Consider the following 12,072-nt stretch of genomic DNA (forward strand, 5'->3'; position numbering starts at 1 on the left):
TGATTATTGCGGATGAATTGAGCCACTTCTGCAGAGTTTTGAGCCAGTCAGTGCGGAAAAGAGAGCCACCTTCTGCGGACTAGAGAGCCAATACGATAAATAGAATAACCTCTTGTATAATAAAAATTGCATGCAAACAAGCATGAAAATATTATACAGGAGGTTTTTTTATGGTTAATTGCCGAAAGATTCTGGAACTGTATTTTGAAGGGATCAGTCAAAGAACGATCAGTTCTAGCACTGGTCACTCCAGGAATACAGTCTCTGAGGTCGTTCACCGTGCCAAGAAACTTGGCTTGGAAAGTTTGAATGATACCATGACCAACTCATGGCTAGAAGCGTTTCTCTTTCCTGAGAAACAAGCTATTGAGAAGGGGTATTTCCCGGTTGATTGGGAAGTGGTGCATAAGGAGCTACAAAAAAAGAATGTTACCTTGGCCTTATTGCATCATGAATATGAAACGGAAGCACGTGAGGGTGGAAAAATCCCTTATGCTTACAGAACTTTTTGTGAGAAATACGGGAAGTATGCGAAGAAATATAAATTAACGATGCCTATTCGGAGAAAACCAGGTGAGATCATGGAAGTGGATTGGGCTGGCTCCACGCTGTCTATTATTGATCGTTCTACTGGGGAAACGATTCCGGCGTATGTATTTATTGCGACCTTGCCTTACAGTCAATTAAGTTACGTGGAAGCATTTTTAGATATGAAATCACCAAATTGGCTTAAGGCTCATATTCATGCATTCCAATATTTTGGTGGAGTTCCTGAAACATTGGTTCCAGATAATCTAAAAACAGGGGTTACAAAAGCCCTTCGAGATGAACCTCTTCTCAATGAGGCCTATCGTGAACTAGCAGATTATTATCGCACAGTCATCGTGCCGAGCCGGGTTCGAAAACCAAAGGATAAGGCAAGTGTGGAGGGAACAGTCGGCTACATTTCCCGACAGATTATTGCCTCGTTGAGAAACTATCAATGTTTTCATATAGAGGACTTAAATCAACGAATCTTTGAAAAGCTAGAAGAAATCAATACAATTGATTTTCAAAAACGCCCTGGTTCCCGTAAAAAGGTGTTTGAGGAAGAAGAGAAATCCCACCTTCAACAGCTTCCCCAAACACGTTACAAGCTTGCGGAATGGAAAACAGCAAAGGTTCAACTGAACTACCACATTCAAGTTGAACGAATGTATTATTCCGTTCCATATGATTACGTCCGTGAACAAGTCGATGTTCGACTGACTACGGATCTAATTGAAGTGTACTTCAAAGAAACACGGATTGCATCCCATAAAAGGTTAACCGGGGAAGTTGGCCAGTTCTCTACGAACACGGATCATATGCCTGATAATCATAAATTGTATCTAGAGCATACCCCTGAAAACAATCGGAAATGGGCAGAAACAATTGGACCCTCCATGGCACAGTTTGTTTCTTATATCTTAGAAATAAATCCAGAAAAGAAAGCATTAAACATCCTTGGCACATTAAGGAACTTATCAACAAAATATACAAACGATGAGATCGAGAGAGCAACGTATACATTGCTTGAAATATCAACAAACCCAACAATTTCTGTCTTAAAGGGTGTATTGGATAGAGGTAAGAAACGCAGGAAAAAGTCGAATATCGATAATTATCAAAACAATACGAATGATAATGGATTTACCCGTGGTGCTGAATACTTTGGAGGGAAAACAAGATGATGAACCAAGAAACATTACGTAAATTAACTGAAATGAAAATGGGTGCTATGGCAGATCTGTATCAGCAACAGAGTCTAAACAAAGATTATCAAGATATGGATTTCGACGATCGTTTTAATCTGTTAGTAGACCATGAGTATGATCGTCGAAAGTCAAATAGGCTGGAACGGTTAATTAAGCAGGCCACTTTCGACGAGCCAACGGCAGCTATTGAAGACATAGAGTATCATCCCGACCGCAACCTGGATAAGAAGCTAATATTAGAGCTGGCAACGGGGAGCTATATCCAAAATCACCATAACATTATTTTAATGGGTGCATCAGGGAACGGCAAAACATGGATATCTAATGCCTTTGGTGTTCATGCGTGTCGCCAATTTTACAAAGTAAAGTATATTAGATTACCGGAATTACTGGATGAATTAGCAGCAGCAAAGTATGAAGCCGATGGAAGCTTCCGTAAACTCATCCAAAAATATAAAAAGATTGATTTATTAATACTTGATGAATGGTTGTTAACTGAGCTTTCAGAGGAAAAAGCACTTCACATCTTGGAAATTATTGAGGCGAGATTAAAGAGAGCATCTACCATATTCTGTTCCCAGTTCTCTCCGGAAGGGTGGCATTCGAAACTAGGACAGGCACAGGTAGCAGATGCGATCCTTGACCGTATTGTTCATGATTCCTATAAGATCCTAGTCGATGGAGAGGTATCAATGAGAGAACGTCATAGTTTGGTGGTTAGAAAATGATTCCAATAGAGGTTGAAAACCGCATAGCTAACTATTTCTTTCATAGATATCTGCCGGAAGAAGTGATGATAAAAATAGTAGACAGATTACTAACTCCTTGTACACGGACCGATGAGGAGGATTTAGATATTGATGAACTGGTCTCTTGGGCAATTGAGATTATTGACGAACAGTTAGAAGATAAGCCACTTAGGTAATACTGGCAGCCATTGGAGTAAAGTGAAACTTCAATGGCTGTCTATTTATCTCTCTCTAAATATACAGTGGCTCCCTCCTCCGCACTCAGTGGCCCTATTATCCGCAAATGGTGGCTCAAAACTACGCACTAGTGGCTCATTCTGTCCGCAATACTCAAATAATTCAAGTCATCACCCCTTGTATAGTAGTTATTTATAAAACAAGGGGTTTTTATGCTCTAACCTTAATCGGCAAATTGGCCCGTTTGCTGTATAACCTTATATTACCTTTACCACAGGAAACCCCTTCAGATAAAGCATATCCAAAGGAGTAAAACGGTGCAACTTTATTATAAACGGTTGAACTTTGTTTTAAAGCTACATATAACCTGCAAAGTGTGCTTTGAAATAAAGTTTGAACAAAAAGACCTTACAAACCAACCCGTATTTTACGATAAATAAGAAGAATCCATTTTGAAAAAAAGATTGAACAAAATGGATTCTTCTTTAGCATATTTAAGTTTCGGTTTTATAATTTAGCATATTTAAAATAGTTTTGGCATAAATTTGTGCTGCAATCGCGCCCGTTTGCTTAACTCTTGCTTTCGGAAACAGGGATATATTTTGTAAAATAAGCACCTAAAATTAATAAAACCATGGTAATCGACCAACTGATTATTCCTAAAAAATCAAACCAATATGCTAACAGGTTTGTTATAGCTATAAGGTAAAAGCAAATTGAGGTCAGCGCATTTTTTATTCCGGTTATTCCAGCCCTTTTTCTTTTTGTAATAAAAACAGAATAGAAAATATAAGTGTGATTATTAGTGTTACAGATAAAACCATAGGCATCATCATTTCTTTCCCCCCAATTCAAGAAAATGGCCCATGTGTTTAATTGTATCATCCCTTAATTCCATAGAGTAGAGTCTATTGGAACAGACATAAAATTGTGCAAAATAGAGATTTATAAAGTCTCATACGACTTGTCTCAAAACTCTTACCGTTGTAAATTCGCATTTTCCTGATGCTACCCCCAAAGGCTTTTCTCCATGCAAGGTTCGGGTAGTATTTTTTGCCCTTTCCCCCTTGCATTCCGAAATTCGGCGGGTGCGGGCATGTCTCCAAGCCGACCAGACTCAAAGCGAGGGACCTGGAAGGTCAGCTTGCTCCGTCCATTGTACCCGCCGAAGCGCCAGTTCATCCGTCCATGACGGCGCTCTTACGCCATATTTAAACACGCAAAAGACCGTGGGGGATAGCCCCCACACCCCCAGCCAGCCTCCCACCTCAAAACAAGGAGGAAAACAGAAAAACAAGGTATTTTATCCCGCTTATCCCATTTCTCTATACCGAAAATAAAACAATAAAGTCGTTTAATTTTGATTGCCAAAAGCCGCATTCTTCCGTTGAAAAGTGCGGCCTTCAAAAAAATAATTGTTTAATTTTCATGTTCGACTCATGGTTATGGACGGAATTTGTGTAAATTTGTTGCTTTGAAATAAAGTTTGATCATTTTCTGCCCGTATTGTTACACAATTGCAACCTATTTCGGTAAATTAAAACTTACACTGAAGAGATTAAAAGGTTATTAATTGTTTACCTATCTTAAAACTAATTGGAATGCTTAACAATAGCGAAACCCCGACTGCCAAAGTGCTAATAATAAACTGAGAAATTGTTATTGTACCTAACTCTATTGCTGTTTTTACAATTAAACTGTTGATAGGGATGATTACAATAAGACCTGTAAACAGACCTGGCGAATAATAACGCTCAATTAGGGTTGAGATAAGATGTGGAAAAAGGATATTCAATATCATTGCACCCACAAACCCAAAATAAGAATACTTGAACAACCCAACATCTGGATAAAAAATATATAAAGCCGTAATTAAATAGGCTAAGCTTGTGACCCAAAATAATCCAAACAAAAATTCATCCTGTGTAACTGTTTTGTGCATTTTCATTTTACTTTTTTCAGAAGACTGCTGTCTCGTTAACCAGATGCCTTCTTCCAAATTGTGAATTGTAAATGCAAATAAAAAAATCAATAAGACTGCTCCGTTCATGCTAGCCCCCCTTTGCTCATAATTTATCATTGTTTACATGTAACCATAGAAAGGCGTTTATGGACTTGACTTGGAGCCTCTGTGGGCATGATTGGTCTTGAAAGGCTGAAGCCGTTGTTTCATCTGGCAAACGAGCCTAACCCACCCCTCCAAGTAAAGTCCTATTGTTGTTTACTTGAAAACTATAATTAATTACTATCTCAACTTTCGCAGCACAAATTAGGCAGGTAAGCCTTGATATAACTAGGTAGGCCTGCAATCCATTGCTGGAGTTGATCTTTAATTAATTTTTTGATCCGGTTGTTCGTTTGTTTCAAGGCATCGTCAAGAAGCTCGATGAGTTGCTGAAGAGCCACAGCCCAATCTAGTTTGTCAATTTCATCACAAAGTTCGTAGAACATGCCACCAAGTGTCCGATTATCCATACTACAACGGTTTTGCCAAGACAGTAAAATATACCTTGAAAACACAATCGTTGTGTGACTAATCAACAGATCATAAGACCGACCTTGAAATTCCTTTTGGAGTTTCAATAGCGATTTTGTTGTTTTGAAAAAGACCTCGATGTCCCAGCGCATACCGTAAATGCGGACAATCTCTTTTTCAGACAATGAACAGTCTGTGCTCAAGATTGCCAACCATTCACTTTTCCTATTGCGATTTTGAACAAAAACAACCTTTACATGAATCCATTAGCCATTGTCGTATGAATAGAACGCAGAATGCCCTTACTCCCTGTTATTGGAGTGGCCAGACGATATAACCCTTTCAAGTCAAAACGCTTGTCATTTACAAGATAACGTTGGTTCGTTGCTTTCACCATGCCAATGACATCAAAACCTTGTTCGACAATGGATTTGATTAAGGGTTGTTGTGTAAACCAAGTATCCATAAGCACATAGGAGGCATCGACACCTGCAGAAAGAGCGCGCTGAACCATATCTGTCACTACTTCTGGTGCAGACTTCAAAGCTTCAATGCGACGTTTATAACCAGAAGTTCGCTTATCAATTGATGGTGAGACACCGTTAATTTGAGCATTCTTTGAACTTAAAAGAGAAAAATCCAACGGCATAAATGTTGTCCCATCTGACCAACCCAGTGTTAACATCCGAAAACCTTTATAAAAGCGCATTTTATGTGAAGAGTGATCGAAACAGCGTGCAAGCAGTTCTACTTTTTTACTGCGATTACGTTCAAACATGGAATCATCGACAATGAGCACTTTTGGGCGATGGTGGCTTGTTAAGTCACTTACCTTTTTAATTGTTGAAACACTGAGCGAGAGTAAGAATTTGCGCCGCGCAAACCTTGAATGGTTTAAAAAGCGATAGACAGCATCTTTGGCGGGTAAAGTATCAGACTTCTTGCTTTCAAGCATTCGAAACCAATTCTTCTGTTGAAAGATTAAGCAAAAGACAAGTCGAAACAAATAGAGACATGAATAGCCAAAAGACTTTTTAATTCCGGCATCAGATAAATGCTTAGACACATTCAATTCACGAAAAGTTGATTTTATTTCATTTGGTAGTTGCCTAAGTTGATCTTGATTCGCTATCATAAAGGAGACACCTCTTCTGTTGGTAGTGTTTTCTAGTCAAATCCACTATACCAGACAGGAAAGGTGTTTTTCATTTTATTAGTTATTTGTCAAGGAACCTATTGAATTCGTAAATTAAGCAATACCATTAAGGCTTAAAGTTAATTTTCACTCTGCGAAAGTTGAGTTACTATATATACTGCTTCTACAAAAATACAAATATGGTGTTTTTCGTACACAGGATCGTTCATCTTTCTAATTCATCTTTTTTGCGTATTTTTGTTTCAGTAAATGATTTAATACGCTTTTGTTCTTTTTTTATTTTCTTTTCGGCATAATCACTAAAACTTTTTACATCTTGATTGGCTAAAAAGAAAATATATCGTTCTTTATCTTCTTTTTCGATAACCAAAGGGGCAATATCATTTTTCATCAATAAGTAATTCATTACCAATCGTCCTGTTCGTCCATTTCCATCCGCAAAAGGATGAATACGCTCAAACTCAATGTGGCTTTCACACACCAAATCAATAATATCTTTATCCGATTCAGCGATTTCAATACGGTAATTCACATTATCTAGCCATTGTTTCATGATCACAAAAACATTATCAGGATGTACTGTATCAAAATCTGCTCCCTTAATATAATTTGGTTCAGTTTTAAACATTCCTCGTTCGTGATGTAATCGATCCATTAAAATGGCGTGGGTCTCGAACAAAACATCAAAAGTAAAATCTTTTTCTAGCACATCAGGTGAAAATAAATATTGCATTGCATGTCGATGGTTATCAATCTCGTATAATTCTCTTAAAGACACTTTATTAGGAACAGTGTTATACAATATAATTGATACCGTTTCTGGTAGTGAAATTTTGTTATTTTCAATTGCATTCGAATGATGTGACATTCTTACTAACAAATCCTCCATGTATTCATTCGGTAACTTCATGAGAATCCTCCCTCACAAACAATCTCTTTTGATTATTATAACGGAACCAAGTAACGTTAAAACAAACTTTAACTTCTAAGTAATTTCAACTTTTATAATACGCTAAGCATTATATCTTATCAATTTATGAAAAATCTCAACAAATTCTTCCAAAATTTTCAAATAAGATTTATTGCTTTGGAATAAAGTTTGATCAAAGATACCTCACAAACCTATATTTTACGTTAGATAAAATTAACCCATTTTGAAAATAGATTGAGTCGAAAAACAAATTTATTAACTTTATAACTCGTATTAACACCAAAAGGTGTTATAATCATTTGTAACACCTTTTGGTGTTAATTAAAATGTGGAGGTATTATTTATGCAAACTCACGAATCACTACCAGAGATTCGTAAAGTGGTAGTTCTCAATGCTCCGATTGAAAAAGTATGGGACGCTGTTGCAACATCGGAAGGTATTGCAGTATGGTGGATGCCAAATAATTTTGAACCTGTTTTGGGGCAGGAGTTTACACTTTATACAGGGGAATATGGTAATTCTCCTTGTAGGGTTACAGAATTTGACCCACCGAATCGCCTTGGCTTCGACTGGGATAAGGATTGGCATCTTGCTTTTGAATTGAAAGAATTAGAGGACGGAAAAACAGAGTTTACACTTATTCATTCCGGATGGGATGCGAAAAAAGATACGGAATTTGGACAACCGCACTCAGTTATTCGTGAAATTATGGACGGCGGTTGGGAAAAAATCGTCAAAAAGAGCCTCCCTGAATATGTCGAGTCATAAACGGGGATGTATCCTTGTCAAAATACGATGTATTTCAAGCAGTTGCCGATCCTACCCGTCGCAAGATGTTAAAATTGCTTGCAGATAAAGAAATGTCTATTGCCGCAATTACCGAATGTTTCCCGATGAGCCGTACTGCCGTAAATAAACATCTGCTTGTTCTTTTTCAGGCTGGCCTTGTTACTAGGCAGAGGTCTGGAAAGGAAACTCGGTATAAACTTCAGCCAGAGCCACTGGTTAAATTAAAAGATTGGCTTGTATTTTTCGAGCAATATTGGGATGAAAAACTGTCTGTTCTAAAAGAATACGTAGAGGACGATAACGATTCAGATTGATTTTATAATAAGTTCTGGGAAGACAAGCTTCACAACTTGGAAAATTTATTAAATAAATAACGGAGGTTATTAACGTTTTATTGTGTAATGACAATAAAGTTGTTTAATATTGAAGCCAAAAATACGCATTATACCGTCTATGATTGTGGTTGATGTGAAAATAAAGTTGTTTAATTTTTGGTGCGATTGCTGGTTAACAACTCATAGATGTAACAATAAAGTCGTTTAAATTGATGGAGTTGTCCCACAATCGCGCCTGTTAATTAAACACTTGTTACTTTGTTCATTCTAAAATAAATCCAAAACGTAAGGGTATATGTATTGTAAAGTGAAAATAAAAAGAGCAATCAAGCCTATTGTGGATATTAAAAACACCCAAACTTTTTTATTCTTAACTGTACAAAAGCAGATACCAACACAAGAATATTAAAAATCAATATCATTGAAACCCAAACCCCATAAGTTTCATCTGGGTCTGGTGCAGCAATGCTAAATAGTGGGCCTAAACCAATAAGAGTTACTAATATGAATATCAATCCGTGTACCAAATATACTGCTGCCTTAAACAATTAAACCACCTGCTCTCCGGTCTCGATCATTAGTTAAATAATCCTTACTCTGTTAAATGGCCCGATTCATTTTAGGAATTAAAGCCCTTCATTTTGGAGATAGGCTATGATTTCATTAATACGATGTTTTTTAAAAATAAATTTAAATGTTCGATCATCATTTAATTTAAAATGAATACCTCCGTTTAATGGACCACTTATATCTTTAAATGAGGAAATTTCAGATAGATTAAATGAATAGACTAATGTTATTGACTGATGAACAAAGCTTTTATATACCAATATTCGGTGGTTAGTTAATACAAAAAGTATCGGCATATTCTCTTTTGTTAACCAAGAGATTTCTGGAAGGAATTTTAGCATTGGATTAGTTGGTGCCGTTTTCCCAGGGATTGACAATAAAACCTCTTCATTATTATCTAAATTATTATTAATTTGATCCATGATATGTTTGTTTATCTGCACGTTTTGTTCCTCCTCTTATATTAACGATGTTTGTGATTTGCTAATTTTATTAAAAAAACATCGATTAACCAAGAAATAATGACAAGTGTGAAAAATGCCAAAATTGTCCATTCAATATGACCTTTGACGAAAACTAAATTTTCACCAGTAAATAAGTCTGAGATTAGAAAAAAGGTCGCAAATGCAATACTGGAAATAAAGGCTTTAAATTTTAAAATACTTTTCCCCTTTTTTGAGTCAGCTTGAAATAAAATGCCCTTTTTTATTCCTAGAATAAGATACAGTAGACCTGCGACCAAAAAGATAATTAGCTCCATTAAGTAAGTATTTATGGGCGATTCTAGATAAATGGCCTTATATAATATGTCGCTTAGGATGCCTACTGAGAAAACGGAACCACAAATAGCAAGAGCTTGATGCCTCTCAGATTGGATACGCTCATCAATAACTTCTTTAGTGAATATCAATTTGTTCTTCCCCCATTCATTATTAATCTTCATTCATAAATAATTCATCAAGTGATTTTTCTAAAACCTTAGCAATACTAATGCATAATTTTATCGTTGGATTATATTTATTTTTTTCAATAAGATTAATGGTTTGACGTGTTACACCTATCCGATCAGCGAGATCTTGTTGTGTCATATTTTTGGCTACTCTGGCCAATTTAATTTTAGATACATTCACCAATAAACCTCCAAAAAAAAGAAATTTATAAATGACTCTAAGTATAATATATATTACTTAATGTAAATTATATTTTATATTCGTATAGCGTGTCAATTGTTTTCAGTAAAAATATCCAGATTAACTTCTAATGGTGTATTTTCATTGAACTAAACTGACTCAAATATTTAGTTTAATTAAATTGTTATCTCATAAAGGCCATTTAATGGAGTACCATATTGAGGTTTTAAAACATCGGAAAAAACAAAAAAATCCTGTTTAAATTAATACAGGATTTTAATCAAACTTTATTACAAATTATCGGACTTTGTATTAAATTATCAAACTTTATTTTAAACCTACAACCCCCGATTTTATCTTAATTTAATTAGTTAAGGATTAAGTTGGCCGTTCCCCAACAGATATTTTCTGGGAGCAAGGATATCCTATCCTATTTCGTCATTTTCCTTCCTATATCTTAATTATTCAATTTGACAGAAATCATTCCAAAAACTTATTATTGTTCCCTTACCTTTTTGATCTGTCTAAACCAATATTTTAAAATGATCTGCCGATAATTAATTTAGGTATTTAACTCACAATTTAACATAATTTATTTTTAATAAAAGAACTAGTTTAGAGATGCAACTTATATTTGAATAAAAATAGGATATCCTATTTTTAACAACCTTGTTATAAGGAGGTCTTTTATGCAAAATAAAGGGATTATGAGTGCTACCATAGCAATCGCTATCGGTATATTAATGTTGTACTATAATCAAGATATTAAAATAATTTCGGCAAGAGATATACCGGCTACCTCCTCGGTGGAGATTAATGATTTATCAAATGGTTCATCCATATTTGAAAAATCTGGGGATAAAGAGCTTATTATCGCGGAAAAAAAAAGATTAATAACAAAAGTTGAACAATCTGCTACGGATCAAGATATTACTTTTACAATTCATGATGTTTATTATAATGATAATCAAATTTTTCTTGCTTATTCAATTCAGTCCAAAACAGATCATTTACTGGAAGGACCTTATCCTTTTGGTGGAGATTCTATATTAATAAATGGTAAACGTCTTAATTCTGGTGGTAAAAGGTGGTTTACTAAAGTGTCAAATGACAAGTATGTGGGTGTTTATGATATAAACCCTATAACGGATCTACCAGATCAATTTCGTTTAGAAATGGTTTTCCCTAGAATCTTTAATCAAGAAGGAAATTGGTCATTTGATTTCAATGTGAAAGAAACGGTAGGTAATAAAATACCTGTCTTCGATAAAAGTAAATCATACAAGGAGTCTACACTTGCATTAAAATCAATGAAGTTAAATCCAGCCGGAACCGCTGTCTCATTTGACCTGACTCAGAATATAAACGAATCCGAACTGGATTCCTTTAATTTACTTACTGACGATGGAAAAGCATTAAATGTTTTGGATTTTGCAGGATTTTCATTGCCTGAGGATATTAAAGGAAACAAAGAAACAATTCATTATGTATCTAGATTTAGCGAAGTGAAGGAGAATACCCATATTTGACTTTAGTTCCATATATCACACCAGAAATTAAACACCTACCACAAAAGCAGACTAAAATTTTGGATGCTAATAAATTACCCATATCATTAAATCAAGGAAAGCCTGGAAAGTTAATTGTCACCGACGTAAAATATAAAAAAGGTAAGACACTGGTTTTTTTTAAGGATGAAATAAAATTTCCTTATCTTTATATCTTCCCAGGGAACAATATTTGGTTGAAAGATTCGGAAGGACTAGAAATCTCTCCAGAAAAAACAACTCCTCTAGGGGAAGGCAATTTATATGTGAGTGAATTTATAACAGTTAAAGATAATGAAAAGCCTATGAAGGTAGTGACGCGTATATATCCTATGCCAGAAATTATAAATGAGCTTAAAATTAAAATTCCTATAAAAAATGATTAGCAAAGATGATTGAAAAAATACAAAGACTCTCGTAATGAGGGTCTTTTATTAATATGATACCGAAGAATAGCTAATTGATTAGCAAACCC

General features: G+C 35.3%; 13 protein-coding genes and 2 pseudogenes. 7 read left to right on the forward strand and 8 right to left on the reverse strand.

What is annotated here, in order from left to right:
- Positions 1-170: 170 nt before the first annotated feature.
- From istA to DCC39_RS08620, 3 genes are read left to right on the forward strand one after another with little or no spacing between them, the layout of a single operon-like run.
- Positions 171-1,712 carry an IS21 family transposase gene (istA, locus tag DCC39_RS08610; RefSeq protein ID WP_116554488.1) on the forward strand — a complete coding sequence of 514 codons (1,542 nt, stop codon included), beginning with the start codon at positions 171-173 and terminating at the stop codon, positions 1,710-1,712.
- Entirely contained in the window at positions 1,709-2,464 is a 756-nt protein-coding gene (gene istB, locus DCC39_RS08615) for an IS21-like element helper ATPase IstB (RefSeq protein ID WP_116554489.1), read from the forward strand. Before istA ends, istB begins: the two co-directional genes overlap by 4 nt.
- Complete coding sequence (locus DCC39_RS08620) at positions 2,461-2,661, forward strand: hypothetical protein (RefSeq protein ID WP_116554490.1); 201 nt, start codon at positions 2,461-2,463, stop codon at positions 2,659-2,661. The genes istB and DCC39_RS08620 overlap by 4 nt, the downstream gene beginning before the upstream one ends.
- 571 nt (positions 2,662-3,232) lie before the next feature.
- On the opposite strand, the pseudogene DCC39_RS19805 reads toward DCC39_RS08620, so the two are convergent.
- The 4 genes and pseudogenes from DCC39_RS19805 to DCC39_RS08640 all read right to left on the reverse strand — a co-directional run bounded on the left by DCC39_RS19805 (position 3,233) and on the right by DCC39_RS08640 (position 7,204).
- A pseudogene (locus DCC39_RS19805) lies at positions 3,233-3,495 on the reverse strand (hypothetical protein).
- Positions 3,496-4,220: 725 nt separating this feature from the next.
- A complete protein-coding gene (locus DCC39_RS08630) occupies positions 4,221-4,712 on the reverse strand; it encodes an HXXEE domain-containing protein (RefSeq protein ID WP_116554491.1) in 492 nt (163 codons plus the stop codon).
- A gap of 200 nt (positions 4,713-4,912) precedes the next feature.
- A pseudogene (locus DCC39_RS08635) lies at positions 4,913-6,273 on the reverse strand (IS4 family transposase).
- A gap of 226 nt (positions 6,274-6,499) precedes the next feature.
- Positions 6,500-7,204, reverse strand: a complete 705-nt coding sequence (locus tag DCC39_RS08640) for a Fic family protein (RefSeq protein WP_116554492.1) — start codon at positions 7,202-7,204, stop codon at positions 6,500-6,502.
- 364 nt (positions 7,205-7,568) lie between these two features.
- On the opposite strand from DCC39_RS08640, the gene DCC39_RS08645 reads away from it, so the two are divergent.
- Entirely contained in the window at positions 7,569-7,994 is a 426-nt protein-coding gene (locus tag DCC39_RS08645) for an SRPBCC family protein (protein ID WP_116554493.1), read from the forward strand.
- A 14-nt stretch (positions 7,995-8,008) separates the two neighbouring features.
- On the forward strand, positions 8,009-8,329 hold the full coding sequence (locus DCC39_RS08650) for an ArsR/SmtB family transcription factor (RefSeq protein ID WP_276309904.1): 321 nt from the start codon (positions 8,009-8,011) through the stop codon (positions 8,327-8,329).
- 365 nt (positions 8,330-8,694) lie between these two features.
- Here DCC39_RS08650 and DCC39_RS08655 read toward each other — a convergent pair whose 3' ends face one another.
- The 4 genes from DCC39_RS08655 to DCC39_RS08670 form a co-directional block, all read right to left on the reverse strand.
- Entirely contained in the window at positions 8,695-8,898 is a 204-nt protein-coding gene (locus DCC39_RS08655) for a hypothetical protein (protein ID WP_116554494.1), read from the reverse strand.
- Between the two features lie 78 nt (positions 8,899-8,976).
- On the reverse strand, positions 8,977-9,363 hold the full coding sequence (locus tag DCC39_RS08660; protein ID WP_116554495.1) for a PH domain-containing protein: 387 nt from the start codon (positions 9,361-9,363) through the stop codon (positions 8,977-8,979).
- 20 nt (positions 9,364-9,383) lie between these two features.
- Positions 9,384-9,830 carry a DUF6773 family protein gene (locus DCC39_RS08665; protein ID WP_116554496.1) on the reverse strand — a complete coding sequence of 149 codons (447 nt, stop codon included), beginning with the start codon at positions 9,828-9,830 and terminating at the stop codon, positions 9,384-9,386.
- Positions 9,831-9,852: 22 nt separating this feature from the next.
- Positions 9,853-10,050 (reverse strand): helix-turn-helix transcriptional regulator, encoded by a 198-nt coding sequence (locus tag DCC39_RS08670; protein ID WP_116554497.1) that lies wholly within the window; start codon positions 10,048-10,050, stop codon positions 9,853-9,855.
- A gap of 689 nt (positions 10,051-10,739) precedes the next feature.
- Between DCC39_RS08670 and DCC39_RS08675 the strand changes: the two genes are divergently transcribed.
- Positions 10,740-11,579, forward strand: a complete 840-nt coding sequence (locus tag DCC39_RS08675; protein WP_116554498.1) for a DUF4179 domain-containing protein — start codon at positions 10,740-10,742, stop codon at positions 11,577-11,579.
- Complete coding sequence (locus tag DCC39_RS08680; protein WP_116554499.1) at positions 11,576-11,983, forward strand: hypothetical protein; 408 nt, start codon at positions 11,576-11,578, stop codon at positions 11,981-11,983. Before DCC39_RS08675 ends, DCC39_RS08680 begins: the two co-directional genes overlap by 4 nt.
- Positions 11,984-12,072 lie beyond the last annotated feature (89 nt).

The sequence above is a fragment of the Pueribacillus theae genome, from assembly GCF_003097615.1.
In the GTDB taxonomy this organism is placed as follows: domain Bacteria; phylum Bacillota; class Bacilli; order Bacillales; family UBA6769; genus Pueribacillus; species Pueribacillus theae.

Bases quoted from the DNA above. Each gene is read 5' to 3' on its own strand.
- istA (WP_116554488.1), top strand. From the start codon at position 171: ATGGTTAATTGCCGAAAGATTCTGGAACTGTATTTTGAAGGGATCAGT.
- istB (WP_116554489.1), top strand. From the start codon at position 1,709: ATGATGAACCAAGAAACATTACGTAAATTAACTGAAATGAAAATGGGT.
- DCC39_RS08620 (WP_116554490.1), top strand. From the start codon at position 2,461: ATGATTCCAATAGAGGTTGAAAACCGCATAGCTAACTATTTCTTTCAT.
- DCC39_RS08630 (WP_116554491.1), bottom strand. From the start codon at position 4,712: ATGAACGGAGCAGTCTTATTGATTTTTTTATTTGCATTTACAATTCAC.
- DCC39_RS08640 (WP_116554492.1), bottom strand. From the start codon at position 7,204: ATGAAGTTACCGAATGAATACATGGAGGATTTGTTAGTAAGAATGTCA.
- DCC39_RS08645 (WP_116554493.1), top strand. From the start codon at position 7,569: ATGCAAACTCACGAATCACTACCAGAGATTCGTAAAGTGGTAGTTCTC.
- DCC39_RS08675 (WP_116554498.1), top strand. From the start codon at position 10,740: ATGCAAAATAAAGGGATTATGAGTGCTACCATAGCAATCGCTATCGGT.